At 54.2% G+C, this 19,470-nt stretch carries 16 protein-coding genes; 7 read left to right on the top strand and 9 right to left on the bottom strand.

Features of this window, described 5'->3' with window-relative positions:
- Positions 1–9 precede the first annotated feature (9 nt).
- Positions 10–1,281, bottom strand: a complete 1,272-nt coding sequence (locus KUC_RS09900; protein WP_007113052.1) for an ABC transporter substrate-binding protein — start codon at positions 1,279–1,281, stop codon at positions 10–12.
- Positions 1,282–1,739: 458 nt separating this feature from the next.
- Between KUC_RS09900 and KUC_RS09895 the strand changes: the two genes are divergently transcribed.
- From KUC_RS09895 to KUC_RS09875, 5 genes are all read left to right on the top strand, one after another.
- Positions 1,740–3,239 carry a carbohydrate porin gene (locus KUC_RS09895; RefSeq protein WP_007113051.1) on the top strand — a complete coding sequence of 500 codons (1,500 nt, stop codon included), beginning with the start codon at positions 1,740–1,742 and terminating at the stop codon, positions 3,237–3,239.
- Positions 3,240–3,706: 467 nt separating this feature from the next.
- Positions 3,707–5,212: a glucose-6-phosphate dehydrogenase gene (gene zwf, locus KUC_RS09890; RefSeq protein ID WP_007113050.1), complete on the top strand. Its 1,506-nt coding sequence runs from the start codon at positions 3,707–3,709 to the stop codon at positions 5,210–5,212.
- Between the two features lies 1 nt (position 5,213).
- Entirely contained in the window at positions 5,214–5,879 is a 666-nt protein-coding gene (gene pgl, locus KUC_RS09885; protein WP_007113049.1) for a 6-phosphogluconolactonase, read from the top strand.
- Positions 5,880–5,924: 45 nt separating this feature from the next.
- On the top strand, positions 5,925–6,587 hold the full coding sequence (locus KUC_RS09880) for a bifunctional 4-hydroxy-2-oxoglutarate aldolase/2-dehydro-3-deoxy-phosphogluconate aldolase (RefSeq protein WP_007113048.1): 663 nt from the start codon (positions 5,925–5,927) through the stop codon (positions 6,585–6,587).
- A 264-nt stretch (positions 6,588–6,851) separates the two neighbouring features.
- Complete coding sequence (locus KUC_RS09875; protein WP_007113047.1) at positions 6,852–8,447, top strand: solute:sodium symporter family transporter; 1,596 nt, start codon at positions 6,852–6,854, stop codon at positions 8,445–8,447.
- Positions 8,448–8,582: 135 nt separating this feature from the next.
- On the opposite strand, the gene KUC_RS09870 is transcribed toward KUC_RS09875, so the two are convergent.
- The 8 genes from KUC_RS09870 to KUC_RS09835 all read right to left on the bottom strand — a co-directional run bounded on the left by KUC_RS09870 (position 8,583) and on the right by KUC_RS09835 (position 16,380).
- The gene (locus KUC_RS09870; protein ID WP_007113046.1) at positions 8,583–9,479 is read right to left on the bottom strand and encodes an SMP-30/gluconolactonase/LRE family protein; all 897 of its coding nucleotides are present in this window, start codon (positions 9,477–9,479) and stop codon (positions 8,583–8,585) included.
- 15 nt (positions 9,480–9,494) lie between these two features.
- The gene (locus KUC_RS09865; protein WP_007113045.1) at positions 9,495–10,100 is read right to left on the bottom strand and encodes a 2-dehydro-3-deoxy-6-phosphogalactonate aldolase; all 606 of its coding nucleotides are present in this window, start codon (positions 10,098–10,100) and stop codon (positions 9,495–9,497) included.
- A gap of 14 nt (positions 10,101–10,114) precedes the next feature.
- Positions 10,115–11,110: a 2-dehydro-3-deoxygalactonokinase gene (locus tag KUC_RS09860; protein WP_050804845.1), complete on the bottom strand. Its 996-nt coding sequence runs from the start codon at positions 11,108–11,110 to the stop codon at positions 10,115–10,117.
- Between the two features lie 3 nt (positions 11,111–11,113).
- Positions 11,114–12,262 (bottom strand): galactonate dehydratase, encoded by a 1,149-nt coding sequence (gene dgoD / locus KUC_RS09855; RefSeq protein ID WP_007113043.1) that lies wholly within the window; start codon positions 12,260–12,262, stop codon positions 11,114–11,116.
- A 15-nt stretch (positions 12,263–12,277) separates the two neighbouring features.
- Positions 12,278–12,997, bottom strand: a complete 720-nt coding sequence (locus KUC_RS09850) for a FadR/GntR family transcriptional regulator (RefSeq protein ID WP_007113042.1) — start codon at positions 12,995–12,997, stop codon at positions 12,278–12,280.
- A 190-nt stretch (positions 12,998–13,187) separates the two neighbouring features.
- Positions 13,188–14,030, bottom strand: coding sequence for a carbohydrate ABC transporter permease (locus KUC_RS09845; protein ID WP_007113041.1), 843 nt, complete (start codon positions 14,028–14,030; stop codon positions 13,188–13,190).
- Positions 14,027–14,920 carry a carbohydrate ABC transporter permease gene (locus tag KUC_RS09840; protein WP_007113040.1) on the bottom strand — a complete coding sequence of 298 codons (894 nt, stop codon included), beginning with the start codon at positions 14,918–14,920 and terminating at the stop codon, positions 14,027–14,029. Before KUC_RS09840 ends, KUC_RS09845 begins: the two co-directional genes overlap by 4 nt.
- 98 nt (positions 14,921–15,018) lie before the next feature.
- Positions 15,019–16,380: an ABC transporter substrate-binding protein gene (locus tag KUC_RS09835; RefSeq protein ID WP_040480617.1), complete on the bottom strand. Its 1,362-nt coding sequence runs from the start codon at positions 16,378–16,380 to the stop codon at positions 15,019–15,021.
- Positions 16,381–16,840: 460 nt separating this feature from the next.
- Between KUC_RS09835 and KUC_RS09830 the strand changes: the two genes are divergently transcribed.
- Both KUC_RS09830 and xylB read left to right on the top strand, forming a co-directional pair.
- Complete coding sequence (locus tag KUC_RS09830) at positions 16,841–17,923, top strand: ABC transporter ATP-binding protein (protein WP_007113038.1); 1,083 nt, start codon at positions 16,841–16,843, stop codon at positions 17,921–17,923.
- Between the two features lie 20 nt (positions 17,924–17,943).
- A complete protein-coding gene (gene xylB / locus KUC_RS09825; RefSeq protein ID WP_007113037.1) occupies positions 17,944–19,428 on the top strand; it encodes a xylulokinase in 1,485 nt (494 codons plus the stop codon).
- Positions 19,429–19,470 lie beyond the last annotated feature (42 nt).

Here is a 19,470-nt window from a genome sequence, read left to right as displayed (position 1 = left end):
GCTCCCGGGTTACCAGTTGCGACGCTTCAGGCGAGCCAATTCGTCTTCAAGATCGGCGACCGCTTGGGTGCCATCTTTGCTGCCTGACAATACTTGATGGGCGTTACTGAAAAAGGCGTTGCTTACCCGGCCGTAGGCATCGCCGGTGGGGGCGGAGGGGCGGGCAACAGCGTTCACAAAGGTGTCGTACAGGGTGCCAAAGAAGGGTACCGCCTCAAGCACTTCATCATCCTGGTAGAGGGCGTCGATAGTGGGGTTGTAAGAGGACTGAATGGCGCGGCGCTTCTGCTCCTCTTCACCGGTCAAGAAGGCGACCAGATCCGCGGCCAGCTCGGGGTGTTCGCTGTAACGTGATACGGCCAAGTTCCAGCCACCCAGGCCAGCAGCACTTTGGCCGTTTTCTCCACCCGCGGGCAGTTGGGTAACGCCGACATTGCCACGTACGTCACTGTCGTCACTCTGTGCCAGTGCCCAGGCGTAGGGCCAGTTACGCATAAACACCGCATTACCACCCTGGAAGACGCCGCGGGCTTCCTCTTCGGTGTAATTGAGCACACCGTTGGGTGAGATATCGCCAATCCAAGAGGCGGCCAGGTCAAGGGCTTCAGCAGCATGTTCGTTGTTAATACTAATCTCGCCGTCAGTTTCCACGACGGTTCCGCCACCAAAGCTGGCTACCCACTCAAGGGCGTTAACGGTCAAACCCTCATAAGCACGGCCCTGAAACACATACCCCTGCATACGGTCGTTGCCCTCGGCGCGTTCGGCGTCTTTAATTTCGCGGGCAATCTCGGTGAGTTCTTGCCAGGTGGTCGGCGCCTCATGGCCATATTTTTCTAACAGATCTTCGCGGTAGTAGAGCACGCCCGCGTCGGTGAACCACGGCATGGCAACTAAGCGACCATCAATGGTGTTGTTGGTGACGATGGTGTCAAAGTGCCCGGCAGCGGCGTCATCGCCAAGCACCTCACGTAGATCTAGCAGGTGGTTGGCGAGCAGACCAGGCCACACCACGTCGATCTGCATCACATCGATATCGCTGGCGTTAGCCGAAAGTATCTGCTGGTAAAGTGAAAGACGTTCGGTGGAGGAGTTGGGCGTTGACACCACATCGACGCTATGGCCGGTTTTCTCCTCCCAGGCGGCGACGCCCTGCTGGCAAAGCGTTAGCTCCGCGCCTACCGCGCCGCAAGAAATGGTGAGCTCTTCAGCCTGGGCCTGGCTTGTCGCGCTCAGCGTGCTGGCCACGGCAATGGCAGTAGTGATTAAAGTCTTTTTCATAACGGCGTACCTCGATGTTTATTGTTGTGGATGATGCTGCAGCAAAATCAGCGTTTAATAGCTAACCAATCGATACTTTAAACGTCTTCTTAATCGATTAAGATTGTGCCGCTTAGTTAGCCGCTTGGGCTGGAAAAATTCAATAGCGACTTTTGTCTAACGGGTATTATTCAGTTTTCACTAAATAAAATCGTTCCTTAGACATTAGTCGTTAATTAGCATCCAGGCGTTGGCAATAAGTAACTTAATCGATTAAGTTCTGGCTCTCTTTCCTTAAGCACCTTGCCCTCAGGTGCGCGGCTTCAAGCCAGCGAGCTCAAGGTAAGTGACTTAGTAAGGCAGTACTGCCTGGGTAGGGAAGCTGTGAAAGGGAAAGTGTTTTCGATTCGATCTTAATCGATTTAGATAAAAGCGCTTATAAATAGCGGCTTACCAATAACAATAGGATTCTCAAAACAATGCATAAAATGACATTTAAAACGCCGTTAGCCATTGCGATTGCCGCTGCCAGCTTAGGGATTAGCGGAGTTGCTTCGGCACAGATGACCATGGAACAGCGCTTTGCAGAACTGGAAGCGCGCATTGAAGCAGCGGAACAGCGTGCCGATGCCGCCGAGCGCCGGGCGGAGATTGCTGAGCAGTCCCAGGTCGCGCCGGAAAGCGACGCTGAAATCGAAGAGCGCCTGGCGCGAGTGGAGCGCTACGCTGATGGTGAAGAGGGGTTCTCGTTTAACGTTTATGCCCGTTCAGGTTTGCTGATTGGTGAAGATGGTAAAAGCGAGAACGCTGGCCCTTATCTGACCCCCGCCGGTGGCGAGGGTGGCGCCGTTGGTCGTTTAGGCAATGAGCCGGACACCTACGCTGAAGCGATTTTCAACTACCGCATGCAGTTTGATAATGGCGCCAAAGCGCTTTACCGCACCATGATTGCTGACGGCACGACCTCAAGCAATGACTGGACAGGTGGCGATTCAGATATCAACGTGCGCCAAGTGTTTGCTGAATTCAGTGATCTTCCCAGCTTTACCGGCGCCTTTGAAAACGCTTCCATTTGGGCCGGTAAGCGCTTTGACCGCGATAACTTTGATATCCATTGGCTCGACAGCGACGTGGTTTTCCTGGCGGGTACCGGTGGCGGTATCTACGACATGCAGTTGGCAGACAACTGGAAGTCTAACCTCTCGATTTATGGCCGTAGCTTTGCTGATTACCCAATCGTTGATAGAGAAAACCCTGGCCTAGAGGGCGACACCGACAACCTGATTCTAACCTCTAATAACTACTTCGGTAACTGGCAGTGGATGGTCAACGGTATGTCCGCTGCAGACAATGACGAGCGCGATATTGATGTCGGCCAGACCGCTGCCGATACCGGTTTCCATACCATGATTGCTTATCATGGCGACAGTTTCTTCGGTATGGGCGAGGGCAACTTCAAAGCGGCCGTGCTGCATGGTCAGGGGTTAGGCGCCGAGACCAAAAGTATTGGTTCACGGGGTGATCTAACTGACGATGCCACCGCTACACGTCTCGCGCTTTACGGCACCACTTATATCGCCCCACAGTGGCGCATTGCACCCTCTATTTTGGCTGAAACCAGCGAAGATCGTTATGCCCAGGGCGATAAGTACAACTGGGCAGGTATTAACGTGCGCTTAGCTAACGAGCTAACGCAGAACTTTGAGATGCAGTACGAAGCGGGCTATCAGTGGATGGATCTAGATCCCCAGGGGTACAGTGGTCGTAACGCCGTGGATGGTGGCTTCAGCAAGTTCACCATTGCGCCCACCTTCAAACCCGAAGTCGGCGGCTTCTGGCAGCGCCCAGAGATTCGTTTGTTTACCACCTTCAGCGATTGGGATGACGACCTCAACAACTACGGTGCTAGCGCACTGGGCAACGACGGCTTTACCGGCGGCCAATGGACCTTCGGCGTTCAGACCGAGGTGTGGTTCTAACCGGTGTGAGTAGCTTGATTTAACTGTTTCTTCTCCAATGCACTTTGCCCGCGATACGTCGCGGGCTTTTTGTAACACTTTTTAATAGCATTGATTAACGCTTAACCGGTCATAAACTAAACGTGCCTCTACTGATGCAGAGCGTGGCAGTAAGTCGTGGCCTGACAAAAATGCCATTGAATAATAACCTCGTTGTCGTTGTCGTTGTCGTTGTCGTTGTCGTTGTGTAGTGGCTAATTATGACCAAGCTCGTCTCCTCCTTAGGGGGCGTAGTAGTGGCGCACGTAAAAGGCGTAGAGTAAAAGTGAAAATATGGCATGAGGGGGAAGTGGAGTATGCGTTGAAAGAGCAGCAGGCGTGGTTATTTTGTAGTAAAATTACACGAATAATTGCGTATAATGCCCCCTTTACGGTAGATTTTAGGTAATCTAACTACATTAGATGCCTAATTATAAATAGGAGCGAAGATGAGCCAGTCCACTGCTTCCCAAGGTGCACCGCTGGGTGATCCGAATCACGCTATTGATTTAGCGCTGTTTGGGGCGCTGGGTGATCTTGCCATGCGCAAGTTATTTCCTGCCTTATACCATCTTGATCGCGAAGGTTTGATGCCTGAAAGCACCCGCATTATGGGGCTGGCTCGCCATGAGCACGACGCAGCGTCATTTCGCAAAATGGTTAACGACGCGCTGCAAAAACGGCTAAAAAGTAACGAACAGGATAAGCAGAGCCTCGAACGTTTTCTTGCCCGCTTGGATTACTTAAAACTCGATTTTTCCAGCGTTGAAGGGTACGACGCTATTCGTCAGTGGCGGAAAGGTTCACCGCGCCCCATGGTGGTCTATCTTTCCGTCGGTGCGCCTATTTATGGCGATATCTGCCGTCACCTGCAGGCCAGTAAAAGTCTGGACGATGAGACCCGCGTGGTGGTTGAAAAACCCATCGGCTACGACTTGCACTCATCCATTGAAATTAACGACGCCATCGGTGGAGTATTCCCCGAATCGCGGATTTACCGTATCGACCACTATTTGGGCAAAGAGACCGTACAGAACCTGATTGCACTACGTTTTGCCAACCCACTGTTTGGCACCCAGTGGAACCAGAACAACATCTCCCATGTGGAGATTACCGTTGCCGAAAAGGTAGGTATCGAAGGGCGCTGGGGCTATTTCGATGAGGCGGGCCAGCTACGCGATATGGTGCAAAACCACTTGCTGCAGTTGCTGTGCTTAATCGCTATGGATCCGCCTTCTAATCTGGACGCCGATGCTATTCGCGATGAGAAGGTGAAGGTGCTGAAAGCACTCAAGCCGTTTGTGGGTGAAGCACTTGGGCGCGACGTGGTGCGTGGTCAATATATCGCCGGTACTAGCGATGGCCAGCCGGTGCCGGGGTATTTAGAAGAAGAGGGCGCCAACACTCAGAGTCAGACAGAAACCTTTGTGGCCATGAAAACCGAAGTGGCTAACTGGCGCTGGGCAGGCGTGCCTTTCTACTTGCGCACCGGTAAACGCATGCCGGAGAAGCTCTCGCAGATCGTCATTCACTTTCGTCAGCAGCCTCATTATATCTTCGATCCGGATCAGCGCGGCATCGCTTCGAATAAGCTGATTATTCGTCTGCAGCCGGAAGAAGGGATCGCTCTGCAGGTGTTGACCAAAGATAGCGGCTTGGATAAAGGCATGCGCCTGCGCCCCGGCCCGCTGCATTTGGACTTCAACAATGCATTTCCAAAATCGCGGATACCCGATGCCTACGAGCGACTGCTGCTTGAAGTCATGAAAGGTCAGCAGTATCTGTTTGTCCGCCGTGATGAGATCGAACACGCCTGGCGTTGGTGCGACCAGCTAATTGATGGATGGAAAAAACGCGACACACCGCCGCGCCGCTATCCGGCAGGCTCTTGGGGCCCCGTCGCCTCCATCGCCATGATTACTCAAGACGGCCGCAGCTGGTACGAGGATTATTAATATGAGCCAAGCACGCCAACAGTTGGCCGAGCAGCTTGCCGAAGCCGTTTTTCAGGCGCTGCACGACGACTTAAACCACCAAGAGCGCGTCCTACTGGTGGTTTCAGGTGGTTCCACCCCGGTGCCTTTCTTTAAGGCGCTGGCGGCCAAACCGCTGCCCTGGGAGCGGGTAGATGTAACGCTTGCCGACGAGCGATGGGTAGACGAGCAGAGCAGTGATAGCAACGCCAAGTTGGTGCGTGAGCATCTGCTACAGAGAAAGGCGGCCAATGCTAACTTTATACCGTTAACTTGCACTTCATCTACCCCCGAGGAAGGAGTAGATGAAGTGGCCAAGCAAGTGGAATCGTTAGCGTGGCCCGCCAGCGTGGTGATTTTGGGTATGGGCGGTGACGGCCATACTGCGTCACTGTTTCCCGATAGTCCTGAACTGACCCTGGCGCTCGCCACGGACGAATTGTTAGTGGCGGTAAGAACGCCTAGTCAGCCGCAGCCACGGATTACCTTTTCGGCCGACCGCCTGCATCAGGCGCGGCGGCATATTCTACATATTACCGGCGATGATAAACGCGCCGTATTGGCCAAGGCATTAAACGGCGACGATGTACGTCAACTGCCTATTCGTGCCTTTTTAACCTGCCCATTGGCCATTTACTGGGCGCCTTGATCGTTTGCTGGCTTAGCCAATAATAAGTTGCTTGGAGACTCACTAATGACTATCGATAAACAGTTACCTTCTACCCGTACTGCAGAGCTGGATAGTATCTGCTTGAAAGCCGAAGTGATTCCGGTCATCACCATTGAGCGCTTGGAAGATGCAGTACCGTTAGGGCGCGCGCTGGTGGAAGGCGGCTTAACCGTGCTGGAAATTACCCTGCGCACCGATTGCGCCCTGGACGCCATCAAGCGCATGAAAGAAGCGCTGCCGGGTGCCAGCATTGGGGTGGGTACCGTGTTAACACCTGCACAATATCGCCAAGCCGAGCAGGTAGGCGCTGATTTCGTTGTCACCCCGGGCGCAACGGAGGCCCTTTATCGCTATGGTGTGGAAAGCCCAGTGCCGATGCTGCCAGGCGTGTCGACCATTTCTGAGCTGATGACTGGCTGGCAGTACGGCTATCGTCGGTTTAAGTTCTTCCCGGCGGAATCCAGCGGTGGTGCCAAAGCCATCAAAGCGTTTGGCGCGCCGATCCCTGAAGCACGCTTCTGTCCTACCGGCGGCATTACCGTGGACAATGCAGACTCTTATCTGTCCCTGCCGAACGTGATGTGTGTAGGTGGCTCCTGGTTGACGCCGAAAGCGATGGTGGAAGCCGAAGATTGGGACGGCATTCGCGAATTGGCCCGTCAATCAGCGGAGCGCTTTCATCACTAAGCAGGCACCACTCAATAGGCATCCATAAGCCACCTATCGCAGGTTGCGTAAATGCTGGCCCTAGTTATGGTTTTTAACCATTGCTAGGGTTTTTTTATAGCGAAATTTTGTCATTCGCGTATCGTAGCCGCCTGCGTACGACCAAAGACGTATAACAGGCTATATTCAGCTCAACTAAAATGGCAGGAAGATTTGTCTGACATTTCGCTATACGCGCATACAGTAACGTGCGTGTCACTTACAATGATCATGAGGTGAGTCAAAATGCACGCTTTGACCCTGGCGTCCTTCCTGTTTTTTACAGGGCTTGTCGCCTTTATCACTTGGCAAATTACTCGCCGAGATGACCACTCAAGTACCAGCGGCTACTTTCTGGCAGGGCGTACGCTAACTTTCCCGCTGATCGCCGGTTCTCTGTTAATGACCAACCTCTCCACCGAGCAAATGGTGGGGCTCAATGGGGCGGCGTTTTCCGATGGTTTAAGCGTGATGGCCTGGGAAGTGGTGGCGGTTATCGCATTGGTGGCGTTGGCGCTCTTCTTCCTGCCGCGGTTTTTGAAAAGTGGCATTGCCACGCTCCCGCAGCTACTCGAAATTCGTTTCGATAAGACCACCCAGCTAATCACCAATATCATTTTCCTAATTGCTTATGCAGTGGTTCTGCTGCCGATTATTCTCTATTCCGGCGCCATCGGTCTGCAGGGGATGCTCGATCTTCAGGGGCTGACCGGTATCGAGTCTTCGGCGACGCTGCTTTGGTTAACGGTGTGGATCGTCGGTATTATTGGCGCGGTGTATGCACTGTTTGGAGGGCTACGCACGGTTGCGGTTTCAGATACGCTTAATGGCGTTGGGCTATTGATTGGCGGTTTCGTGATTGTCTATTTCGGCCTTCAGGCTGTGAGCGACGGCACGGGTATTATGGAAGGCTGGAGCATCCTCAAAGAGAGCGACCCGGATAAGCTTAATTCGATTGGCGGCGCTGATCAGCAGGTGCCGTTCTTTACTCTGTTTACCGGCGTTTTCCTGATTAACTTGTTCTACTGGACCACCAACCAGCAGATTATTCAGCGTACCTTTGCGGCCAAAAACTTGGCTGAAGGTCAGAAGGGTGTGCTGCTGACCGGTCTGTTTAAACTGCTTGGCCCGTTGTATCTCGTACTGCCGGGGATCATTGCCTACCATCTTTATGCCGATCAAGGCGTGCGTGCCGATGAAGCCTACGGCCATTTGGTATTTAACGTATTGCCGCCGTATCTAACCGGGTTTTTCGCTGCCGTTATGGTGGGTGCGATTCTGTCGTCGTTTAACTCCGCTCTGAACAGTACCACCACGATTTTCAGCCTGGGCATCTATAAAGGCGTGCTGAATAAGCAGGCGACTGAAGAGCAGGTGGTTAAATCGGGTAAGGTCTTCGGCTGGATCATGGCCATTATTACCATGATTATCGCGCCGTTGTTGGCAGGCCAGGATAGTCTGTTTGGCTACCTGCAGAAGATGAACGCGATTTACTTTATTCCGATTCTAGCAGTAGTGCTGGTAGGGCTATTAACCAAGCGTGTTCCACCGATGGCGGCCAAGATTGCCCTGGTGGGCGGCTGCTTGTTGATTGCCGCCGGTTACTTTGTGCCACCGTTTACACTGCTGCCGCAGATCATGCACGAGTTCCACTTCGTGGCGATGGTGTTTGTATTGCTGGTCGTTGTGATGCTGATTATTGGCAAGCTGCGCCCAAGGGAAACTGATTGGATTCAGCAGCATAGCGGCGATGTGGATCTAACACCCTGGAAGGGCGCAGTACCCGCCGGTATCGTCTTGGTCGTGTTAGTTATCGTTATGTATATCAGCTTCGCCGGTTAAGTTGGGATTATTGGGAAAGAGGCCGCGTCGTTGCGAGGAGCGCAGCGACGCGGCAATCTCAACTTTCGGTAGCAGATCCCCCGAGATTGCTTTGCTTGCAATGACAGAGGGTTAGCTTGGGGCAATGGCAACAGCCTATTCTAGGCGCAGCGGCAGTTCAGCCAATCCTTTGATACCGGTTTCGACCCTATATAGTGAGCCTGCGGTAGGTTCTTGGGCTAGCTGCTCCGCGCTAAATCCCTCTTGCGCTGTGGTGATATAGAGCGTTTTTAGATCAGGGCCTGCAAACGCCGGGCAGGAGGGTTGGCTGACAGGCAGCTCAACGCGGCCTATTATGTTGCCGTCGTGATCCAAACGCACCACTTGCCCAGCCCCCCACAGCGCTAGCCAGAGACAGCCTTCACTATCTACCACGGCACCGTCTGGATTGCCTTGATGCTCGAAAAAATCTGCCCAGGGCTGCGGCTCGCCCTGCGGCCAGCCGTCGCTATCCAGCGCCCAGCGCATTACCACCCCGGTCACCGTATCGGTAAACCAGGCAAACTCACCGTTTTCAGCAAAGCAGATAGCATTGGGAATCGTCAGCCCTGTACGCAGCCGGGACAGCTCGCCGCGGTGCAGGCGGTAGAGGCTTCCCGCGTTTCTTTCCGCACTTTTACCCATGCTGGAGAGCCACAGGCTGCCGTGGCGGTCAATGCGGGCGTCATTGCTGCGGGTGATGGGGTTGTCGGCCTCGAAATCGCACAGCTTTTCGATATTGCCGATGCTTGGGTCGAAGCGGCTTAAGCGGTCTTCGCCGACTAGCAGTAGGCCACCCTCATCAAGGGGTGCTGCTAGTGACACCTTATGATCAAGCTGATAGTGGCCGCTCTCACCGCTGGCGGGGGAGAGCCAGTGCAGCTGTTTTTCAAGAATGTCGCACCAATAAAGGCGCTGATTTTTAGCGTCCCACTGTGGGCCTTCACCCAGGGTGCAGCGGCAATCAACCGCTAACTCTGCCTGCCACGTTGAAACATGCCTACCTGTGTTCATTTTTGTTTGTTCTCCTTATTGTTCTCCTGCTAACCAAGCATCGACAAGGGCTTGGGCCTGTTGACCTACCTGGGAAGCGCTTTGGCCGGGTTTGTATAACGCGCTGCCCAGCCCTGCACCATCGACACCCGCTGCGCGCCAAGCGGCGAAGTTATCGACCCCAACGCCGCCAACAGCATACAAAAGGGCGCCTGTGGGCAGTACTGAGCGCACTGCCTGCATGCCCGCTAATCCTACCTGCACCGCGGGGAAGAGTTTAAGTCCGGTGGCACCTGCATCGAGTGCATCGAAGGCTTCAGAGGGTGTCACAATCCCCGGCCAGCTCGCCATACCGAGTCTATGCGTCTCTTCAATGACCGCAGGCCGACAGTTGGGAGAAACGATTAAGCGCCCACCAGCAGCGTGAACTTCACGCACCTGAGCCGGAGTGAGCACCGTACCTGCACCAATGACCGCGCGCTCGCCAAAGGCTTCCACCAAGCGGCGAATGCTTTCCAGCGGGTTGGGTGAATTAAGCGGTACTTCAATCTGGGTAATGCCTGCGTCCAGCACCGCTTTAGCAATATCAACCACTTCGTCGGGCGCCACACCGCGCAAAATACCGATTAAGGGCAACGTCATAGTCACTCTCTCCATTAACAGTTAGCCGCCTTAAGCGCTTGATGGGCAAGCTGAAGGCCAGCGAGTACCGCGGCGTCACCATCCACATGCTGCGTCTGATAGCCGATCGTATTGAGTGCCAGCGTATAGCGCTGGCATAGGGCTTGGTTGCCAATCAGGGTGATTGACTGTTCAATGGGGCGCCCACGGCAGGCGCCGGATAGCTCAAGGCCAATGGCGAGCCCTGAAAGCCGTGCGGCGAGCACCGTTCCCCGCGTATCGCCTGTAGGTAGTCGACCATCGAGTAAATCCTGCGCGCGCAGGCCGAACAAGCGACTACTAAAGGTTTCGGGCGCCGCGTAGATCTCGCTAACGGCCGCAATAAACGCCTCACGGCAAGCGGGGTCTTGAAGCTCATCGCTGCCGACGGAATGGCGCAAAACTGATTTGGTGGCCAATAGCTGGTAGAGCTCGCCGGTTAAGTAGGTCGAAAACCCACTCACCGCGCCCGCTTCAAGAGTGGCCCATTTGGCGTGGGTGCCCGGCAGGCAGGCAAGCCCTGTAAAGTCAGGTGAGTCAGCGACCAGGCCTGCTAATTGGGTCTCCTCGCCACGCATCACATCAAAGTGAGTCGCCGTACTGTGGGTTTGGCTTAAACCGGGCAGTAGATAAACACGTAGCTGGTCGCCTGTAAGCGTTGGTGGTACTGCGCCTTGGCTAAGTTGGTCAAGCCGAGTAGGCACCGGCAAATAGGCGGCTTCCAGCCAGCCCTGGCGCGCCCCCGCCATACCGCACACCAGGACATCAGTCTGGCCGGTGGTGGGCAGCCAGTCGCCCACCAGCCGCAGCAGTTCGGCTTCATACTCATCGGCTTTGAGCGACAGCATACCCTTGTCGCTAGTGGCCCGGGCAATCACGTGGTCGTGTTGATCCAGCCCCCAGGCGCGCAGGTTGCTGGAACCCCAGTCCACGGCAATCCAGATTAATTGATCTGTAATTTCAGGCGTTTCACTCATCACGGTTGATCCCATGGCTTACCACTCCGCAATAGAGCCGTCTTCGTGGGTCCATACCGGGTTTCGCCAGCGGTGGCCCACTTTGGCGCGCTCCTCAACAAACGCTTCGTTAATTTCAACGCCAAGCCCAGGGCCTTGGGGAATAGCGCAGAAGCCGTCTTCAATCGCCAGGGCGGATTTATCGACCAGATAGTCGAGGACGTCGTTGCCCTGGTTGTAATGAATGCCCATGCTCTGCTCTTGAATAAAGGCGTTGTGGCTGACCGCATCCAGCTGTAAAGATGCGGCCAGGGTTAACGGGCCGAGCGGGCAGTGGGGCGCTAAGGCGACGTCGTAAGCGGAGGCCAGCGCGGCAATTTTGAGGCCTTCGCTGATGCCGCCGCAGTGGGAAATATCCGGCTGAATAATGTCGATCATGCCATCGGCCAGTAAATCGCGGAACTGAAAGCGGGTATGCAGCCGCTCGCCGGTGGCTAGCGGGTAGCCAAGCCCGCCGGCAATATCTTTCAAGCAGGGCAGATGTTCGGGGGCAACCGGCTCTTCCACAAACATGGGGTGGAAGGGCTCTAGCTCGCGCAGCAGCGCTTTGGCCATGGGGCGGTGCACGCGGCCATGAAAGTCGATGCCAATGCCGACATCCGGCCCCACCGCATCGCGGGCTTCGGCCACGCGAGCGACGGCTTCATCGACCTTGCGGTGAGAATCGACGATTTGCATCTCGGGGGTGCCGTTCATTTTGAAGGCCGTAAAGCCTTTTTCGACCAGTGCTTTGGCTCCAGCGCCAACATCGCTGGGGCGGTCGCCGCCCGTCCAGGCGTACATGCGCATTTTATCGCGTACGGCGCCGCCAAGCAGTTGGTGAACGGGCACACCCAGGTCGCGACCTTTAAGATCCCACAGCGCCTGGTCAATCCCTGCGATCGCGCTCATCAAAATCGGCCCACCGCGATAAAATCCGGCGCGGTACATCATGTTCCATAGGTGCTCGATGCGGTGTGGATCCTGGCCAATCAGGTAGTCGGAGAGCTCATGCACGGCGGCCTCAACGGTAGCCGCGCGGCCTTCAATAACTGGCTCTCCCCAACCGTAGCAGCCTTCGTCGGTTTCGATCTTGAGAAACAGCCAGCGTGGGGGAACTTGCCAGGTCTTGAGTTTGGTGATTTTCATTCGATCAGGTCCTTATTAATTGACGATGCCAAGGTCGATGGCGGTGCGGCGCAGAACTTCTCGCGCGGCACGCTCTGCGCCGCTGGCATCGCGGTTGCGTATGGCGTCAAGCACCTGACGATGGCGTGCGAGACTGTCATCTAGCGTATCGGTGCGGTGCTGCGAACGGTGTATCAGCGCCATGATTGAAGGGCGCAATAAGTGCCCCATTTGGCGCCAGACTAAATTATGGCTAGCTCGGTAAGTGGCGTCGTGAAAGGCAACGTCGTACTCGGCATGCTCGGCACGGGCTTCAGCGCAAATGGCCGTTTTTTCCATGCCCGTAAAGGCGCTCTCAAGGCGTTCAATGTCTTCAGCCTGGGCCTCCTGTGCCGCCAGGCCTGCCACCACGGGTTCGGCAGAGTAGCGGAACGCGTAAATAGCCCTGACCAGTTGCGGGTCAAGATTGACGAGGCCGGTCATCCATTCGCTCATCAGCGGGTCTAGCAGGTGCCAGTCGCCGATCTCGCGCACCAGCGTGCCGCGCCCTGCGGTGCGCTCTAAGAGTCCCGTCGCGGTGAGGCTGGTCAGTGCATTGCGTACCTGATTACGGCTGACGTCAAAATGAGCGCCGATATCCAATTCGCGGGGAAAAACATCACCGGGTTGCCAATGGCCTGCCAGTAGTGCCTGGGCGAGTAGGCGCGCTAATTGTTCAGCGCCACCCTGATGGGGCGGCAGAGCGTCCAGCGTCATCGGTTATCTCTTATTATGTGTTCGATGACAGCTAGTCTAGTAAATGTCTGACATTTAAACAAGTCACGCTATGAGCCCCTTTGGGCGGTTGATGAGTTTTAATCCAAGCAAAAAAAGCCCACGTCTGTTGGCAACAGATGTGGGCAAATCGTGGTTAGTAAATCGTTGCTAGTAAGCCGTGCTTAAAACGTTACCCCTTCACCGCACCGGCGGTCATACCTGTCACGATGTAGCGGTTGGCGAGCAGTGCAAAGATAATCACCGGCAGTACGATCAAGCTGGCGTAGGCGGCAATAACGCCATACTGAGCACCGGCTTCAACGCCGCCCATAAAGCGAGTAATCCCCACCGTGAGTGGCTGGGCGTCGCTGCCTGCCAGGAACAGTGCGAACAGGTACTCGTTCCAGGACATAATGAAAATCAGAATTGCCAGTGCGTTTAGGCCTGGTCGAACGACAGGCAGTGAAATGCTCCAGAAAAGCTTCCAGGGGCCGCAGCCATCAACGATGGCGGCTTCTTCCATCTCTTTGGGCACGTTCTCGAAAAAGCCCACCATCATCCAAACCGCGAACGGTATATGAATCGCCAAATGGGCAAACAGCAGCCCCGTGCGCGAGCCGGATAACCCCAGATCAACAAAAATCAGGAACAGCGGCAGCGCCAGCACCACGTGAGGAAGGAAGCGCATGGCCAGTATCGCAAACGACAGCGCGCCGCGTATTTTAGGGCGTAGTTTGTTAAGTCCGTATGCCATGGGCACGCACACTGCGACGGAAATAATCACCGATGCTACGGCGATTATCACGCTGTTACGGAAATAGAACCAAAAATCGCCAGCATTAAAGGCAACACTAAAGTTGTTAAGGGTAAAGTCTCTTAACGTTAGTAGCGCTAGCGGAGAGCGGAACATGGCGGTTTCGTTAAAGGCCGCCGCGAGCAGAATAACCGGTGGCAGCAGTGAAATAATCAGCCAGAGGGTTAAGCCGAAATACTGACCAGCGAGTTTTGCGTTGGCTTTGTTACGATCATTCATGCGCTGGCCTCCTTATTTACCTTGTAGACTTTAATATACAGCCAGGCCACGACCGCCATAATCATAAACATGGTAAAGGCGATGGTGTTGGCCATGCCCATATCCTGGTTGGCGATGCCGCGGTTATAAGCCAAAACACTCATCACTGTTGTCGAACGCCCAGGGCCACCGCCGGTCATGGTGTACACCATGTCAAATTCGCGGAATGCACTGGTCATGATGATAATGGAGACAAACAGAATATGAGCGCGAATCATTGGCAGTACCACATGCCAAAGCGTTTGGAATGCACCAGCACCGTCGACCTTGGCGGCTTCATACATATCGTCGGGAATCGTGGTAAGCGCTGCGTAGAGCACCAATATCGCCATGGGGGTTAAGTGCCAGGCGTTGGTGAGCGCAGTAGCAAACAGCGCAGTTGAGCTATCGGTTAGCCAATAGGGGCCTGTTAAACCGAAAAAGCCTAACAGCTGGTTAATCACCCCAAAGTCCGGTTCCCACATAAATAGCCGCCAGGTGATCCCGACAATTACCGGGGTCATTACAAAGGGCAGCAGAAATAACGCCATCCAACCGGCTTTAAAGCGAATGCGCTTGCCGCTTAATAAAAAGGCAACCAGTAAACCGACGATTAAGCAACCGAGGGTATTGGCAAGGGTAAAGAGCAGCGTCACCTTAACGGAGTTAATAAATAGGGGGTCTGTCCAGGCACGTGCGTAGTTGTCTAGCCCAACGAACCATTGGTTGCTGAAATCATAAAGAAATACGTCGTGTAGACTGAAGCGTGCGGCAATGCCAAGGGGAAACGCCACAATCAGTAACATGACGATTAAGCCGGGCAATACAAAATACCAGCCCCGGGTGTAGCGATTAAGGAGATTGTTTTGCATAGCGCAAACCTCGTTAAAGCATCAATTCAAAAGCAGTGGCGGCTTAGCCGGGGGTAGGCCAAGCCGCCACCGCCAAAGAGGTTAGGGTACGAGGTAGCCTAGCGTTCGAGGTAGCCTGCGCGCTGGAAGGTACGGGTCATGTTATCTACCCAGCGATCCTGCGCTTGCTCTGGGGTTAGGTCGCCGCTCATCACTTCGGTGGCGAAGTCAACGGTGCCCTGCCACATAACGGTCCCGTATTCAGGAATGCCCTGACGAACAAATACGTGCTCAAGGGTCTGCTCGTAGGCGGGCAAGAAGTCAGCATAGTGGGATTCCAGGCCACGTAACTCTTCGCTGTTGAAGTGGGCTACGCGTGAAAATTGCTTAGTGCGTTTACCCCACTCGATTTCGTTATCCTGCAGCATCCATTTCAGAAATTTAAACGCTTCTTCTGAATTTTCAGTATCCATAACGAAGACCCCGCCGCCACCTAAGAAGGGCACGCCTTGGGGGTAATCCTGCAGGTTGCCTTCGAAGGCGGGTAGCGGTTGATAGCCCACGTTACCTGCGGCTTCACCTTGAGGGTCTTCAACCGTGGAAAGCCCCTGGGGCCACATGGTGGCCATGGCTAAACGGCCATCGCGGAAGTAGCTTAGCCCTTCAAGAAAATCCCAGTTACGGGCAGCGCGGGGCGCCACGTCATTGGCAAGATCGACAAACAGGTTGGCGGCCTCGACTAAGATGGGGTGATCAAGGTCGGGTTGATAGTTTTCGTCCCAGCCTTCAAGGCCCGTTGAGTAGAGCATGACGATAAAGCTACGTGCCACGCCGCTGCCCGCACCTAAAGCGTCGGTCCAGCCGTATAGATCCTCTTCGAGGGTTTCACCGGCAACGGTTTCACCCGCTTCACGCGTGAAAAACTCACCCACCTCGTAAAGCTCCTGCCAGGTGCGCGGGACTTCAAGCTTGCGCCCGTACTCTTCCTCGAAGGCGGCTTGCTCATCCGGGTGTGAGAAGAAATCTTCGCGGACGATTAACATAGGCGCCGCGGGCGTGGTGGGCAGGGCGATAATTTCACCAGGGCGGGCACTGCTCTCCATGTGAGATTCGCGAATTCGCGCTGGATAAGCATCAATATCAAAATCATATTTTTCGATGTAGGGCGTTAAATCGACCACATGGTCTTTGAAACTGCCAAACCAGCCAGGACTGTGATAGCCCATGTCCCAACGCCCGGTGCCGCCAATGGCTTCGATCGACATGCGGTCGCGTAACTGGTCGGGTGGCAGTATCTCACCAATCACTTTAACGCCGGTTTGGCGCTCATATTCGGGGGCAAAGTAGTTCACTACGGCATCGGCTTCTTCACCCGGGTGAAGCGCCCAGCGGATGGTAACGTCTTCCGCCATTGCCGTAGCGCTGGCCGTGGCTATGGCTAGGCCTAATCCGGTGGCGGTGAGCATGCGTGTTGTTGTCATGTGTCTATCTCCTAAGGCTCTTTATTGTTATGCCCTTTCTGTCGAAAGTAAGCATCGCCGCTACAAGGGTGAATCGCTAGAACCCATTGTGATTATTAGTAAGGAATTTGTTCCAGGCACTTTATTGGATCAAATTCCAATCTGATCGACGTTCAACATAAAGGATTTGCAGAATCGTGTCACCTAGCGTAATTAATAACTACAGGGTGAGCCGAGAATAAGTAACGCTAGTGTTTTTTGATCGGCAACATAATAGCTAGAGGTGAATTTAAAAACCAATAAAAACATGTGTTTATGTTTTTTGTAGGGCTAAGGGTTGAGGTCGTAATGATCCTTTTAAACGTTGAATATTTAAGTTTAAATAGATGATTATTTGGACTAATGTCTAACGCTAAACATTGGATGCCGATACTTTTAGCCACTTTACTGCTCTTATTAGACCAAAGAAGGATATACAACGATGGCTAACATTACGCTGGAAAATGTGCAAAAACGCTTCGGGGAAGAGCGAGTGATCCACGGTGTGGATATCGAAATTAACGACGGTGAATTTGTCATTCTGGTGGGGCCTTCCGGCTGCGGTAAGTCCACGTTGCTGCGAATGATTGCCGGGCTTGAGTCGATCAGCGACGGTAATGTGAAGATTGGCGGCAAAGTGGTGAACGATATGTCACCCAAAGCGCGCGATATCGCCATGGTATTTCAGAGCTACGCGCTCTATCCGCACATGACGGTCGCTGACAATATGGGTTTCTCACTGAAGCTATCTAAAGCGCCCAAAAGCGAGATTAACCAGAAGGTGAATGCCGCCGCTGAGATTCTCAATTTAGAGCCGCTGTTAAAACGTTTTCCGCGTGAGCTTTCTGGTGGCCAGCGTCAGCGGGTGGCGATGGGCCGAGCGATTGTGCGTGACCCGCAGGTGTTCCTGTTTGATGAACCGCTCTCAAACCTGGATGCTAAGCTGCGTGTTTCCATGCGTACGGAAATTAAAGAGCTACATCAGCGGCTTAAAACCACTACCGTGTATGTTACCCATGACCAAATTGAAGCTATGACCATGGCTGACCGTATTGTGGTACTGCATCAAGGCTACGTTCAACAAATGGGCACGCCGCTGGAGCTGTACGACCACCCCGCTAATTTGTTTGTGGCCAGTTTTATTGGCTCACCGGGTATGAACTTGATTCATGGCCGAGTGGGCGACGATGGGCATTTCCAGGTGCGTGGCGGTGGCCAATTGCCGTTGGGAGATATTGATATCTCCAACTCGGCAGTCGACGCGGTCTACGGTATTCGCCCGGAGGATATGACGCTGGCAGATCAAGGCGTTCCGGTAGAGGTCATCACGGTGGAACCCACCGGCGCTGAGATTCATGTGGTCGCTAAGTTAGGCGATCAACATATCACCATTGTGTTCCGTGAACGCCATCAGATTAAGCCCGGCGACACCATCCAGCTGGCCATTGATGTGAATAAAAACCATCTGTTTGATGCGGTTAGCGGTGAACGCATTGCTTGGCACGCGTCCTCCCAGGCAGCCTAACCACAAGACGGAAGGCACCCATGAGTATGCAGACGTATTTAGGCCTGGATATTGGCACCTCGGCGGTAAAAGGCGTTTTGGTCGATGCTCACCAGTTCTGTCTGGCGACCGCAAGCTCGGCTTACAGCGTTACTCACCCCAATGCTGGCTGGGCAGAGCAGGATCCTGAACTGTGGTGGCAAGCTGTTGAAAAGGTGGTCGCGCAATTAAGGCAGCAGGCTGGCGCTGCCATGGCAAAAGTGGCGGGGATAGGGTTATCCGGCCAAATGCATGGGTTGGTGGTTCAGAACCGGCTCGGCGGCGTCATTCGTCCGGCCATTTTGTGGAACGACAGCCGGGCGAGCCAGCAGTGTCAGCAGCTTAAACAGCACTTGAAAAATAACGTTGCTACGATTACCAGTATTGAACCCATGCCTGCCTTTTGGGCAGCCAAACTGTTGTGGTTAAAAGACCACGAGCCGGAAACGCTAGCCAATGCCCACCACTTCCTTTTGCCAAAGGATTACGTCCGTTGGCGGATGAGTGGTGAGCGCATCACCGATATGTGTGATGCGTCGGGCACCCAGCTGCTTGATCAAGCTAGGCGAGCGTGGAGCCCAGAGATACTGGCAGTGTGTGGGGTCGCTGAGCACCAGTTGCCGCAATTGGCGGAGGGCAGTACCGCTTTGGCCACGCTCAAACCGGATATCGCAGCTCGATGGGGCATTGAGTGGGATATTGAAAACCAGGTTCCGATTGCTGCCGGTGCGGGAGATGTAGCAGCGGGGGCGCTAGGTTTAGGAGCCATTAACGAAGGTGATGCTTTCTTTACCCTAGGGACATCGAGTCAGCTGTTTATCGCCACATCAGGTTACCGCCCAGCCCCGGAGCATGCATTGCACGCCTTTGCCCATGCGCTACCAGGCCGTTGGTTTCAAATGGCAGCAATGCTCAATGGGGCAAGCGTACTCGCCTGGGCGGCTAAACTGATGGGTGTATCGATTGACGAAGCCCTGGCTGCTGCTGAAAATCAAAAAAGTGCCGCGTCGTCATTGCTGTTTCTGCCTTATTTAAACGGCGAACGAACACCCCATAACAACCCCGATGCCCGCGGCGTTCTGTTTGGTTTACACCCATCCAGCAGTGTAGGCGAAGTGATTCAGGCCGTGTTGGAAGGCGTGGGGTTTTCGTTACGCGAAGCGCGGAATGTCATCGAGCAGGCCGGTACGCCGATCACGCGATTAACCGTGATTGGAGGGGGGAGCCGAAGTGATTATTGGCTGCAACTACTGGCTGATATTTTAGAGCGGCCTATTATGCGATGCGAAGAGAGTGAGTCGGGCCCTGCTTTTGGGGCTGCGCGTTTAGCGCGTTTGGCGGTCACTCAAGAAAATCCCGAGGCGGTCTGTCAGCCGCCCAAGATCGAAAGAGTCTTTGAACCAAGCCCGAAAAAACACCGGCATGCCAATAACTTTGCACGTTATAAGCGTCTATACCGTGCCCTAGAACCTGAATTTGATGTTTGATAATTAATCAGCCGCAAATAAAACGCCACCTAAAAAAAGGGT

The sequence above is a fragment of the Vreelandella boliviensis LC1 genome, from assembly GCF_000236035.1.
Taxonomy (GTDB): domain Bacteria; phylum Pseudomonadota; class Gammaproteobacteria; order Pseudomonadales; family Halomonadaceae; genus Vreelandella; species Vreelandella boliviensis.
This window is presented reverse-complemented; position numbering and strand designations above follow the sequence as displayed.

Bases quoted from the DNA above. Each gene is read 5' to 3' on its own strand.
- KUC_RS09900 (WP_007113052.1), bottom strand. From the start codon at position 1,281: ATGAAAAAGACTTTAATCACTACTGCCATTGCCGTGGCCAGCACGCTG.
- KUC_RS09895 (WP_007113051.1), top strand. From the start codon at position 1,740: ATGCATAAAATGACATTTAAAACGCCGTTAGCCATTGCGATTGCCGCT.
- zwf (WP_007113050.1), top strand. From the start codon at position 3,707: ATGAGCCAGTCCACTGCTTCCCAAGGTGCACCGCTGGGTGATCCGAAT.
- pgl (WP_007113049.1), top strand. From the start codon at position 5,214: ATGAGCCAAGCACGCCAACAGTTGGCCGAGCAGCTTGCCGAAGCCGTT.
- KUC_RS09880 (WP_007113048.1), top strand. From the start codon at position 5,925: ATGACTATCGATAAACAGTTACCTTCTACCCGTACTGCAGAGCTGGAT.
- KUC_RS09875 (WP_007113047.1), top strand. From the start codon at position 6,852: ATGCACGCTTTGACCCTGGCGTCCTTCCTGTTTTTTACAGGGCTTGTC.
- KUC_RS09870 (WP_007113046.1), bottom strand. From the start codon at position 9,479: ATGAACACAGGTAGGCATGTTTCAACGTGGCAGGCAGAGTTAGCGGTT.
- KUC_RS09865 (WP_007113045.1), bottom strand. From the start codon at position 10,100: ATGACGTTGCCCTTAATCGGTATTTTGCGCGGTGTGGCGCCCGACGAA.
- KUC_RS09860 (WP_050804845.1), bottom strand. From the start codon at position 11,110: ATGGGATCAACCGTGATGAGTGAAACGCCTGAAATTACAGATCAATTA.
- dgoD (WP_007113043.1), bottom strand. From the start codon at position 12,262: ATGAAAATCACCAAACTCAAGACCTGGCAAGTTCCCCCACGCTGGCTG.
- KUC_RS09850 (WP_007113042.1), bottom strand. From the start codon at position 12,997: ATGACGCTGGACGCTCTGCCGCCCCATCAGGGTGGCGCTGAACAATTA.
- KUC_RS09845 (WP_007113041.1), bottom strand. From the start codon at position 14,030: ATGAATGATCGTAACAAAGCCAACGCAAAACTCGCTGGTCAGTATTTC.
- KUC_RS09840 (WP_007113040.1), bottom strand. From the start codon at position 14,920: ATGCAAAACAATCTCCTTAATCGCTACACCCGGGGCTGGTATTTTGTA.
- KUC_RS09835 (WP_040480617.1), bottom strand. From the start codon at position 16,380: ATGACAACAACACGCATGCTCACCGCCACCGGATTAGGCCTAGCCATA.
- KUC_RS09830 (WP_007113038.1), top strand. From the start codon at position 16,841: ATGGCTAACATTACGCTGGAAAATGTGCAAAAACGCTTCGGGGAAGAG.
- xylB (WP_007113037.1), top strand. From the start codon at position 17,944: ATGAGTATGCAGACGTATTTAGGCCTGGATATTGGCACCTCGGCGGTA.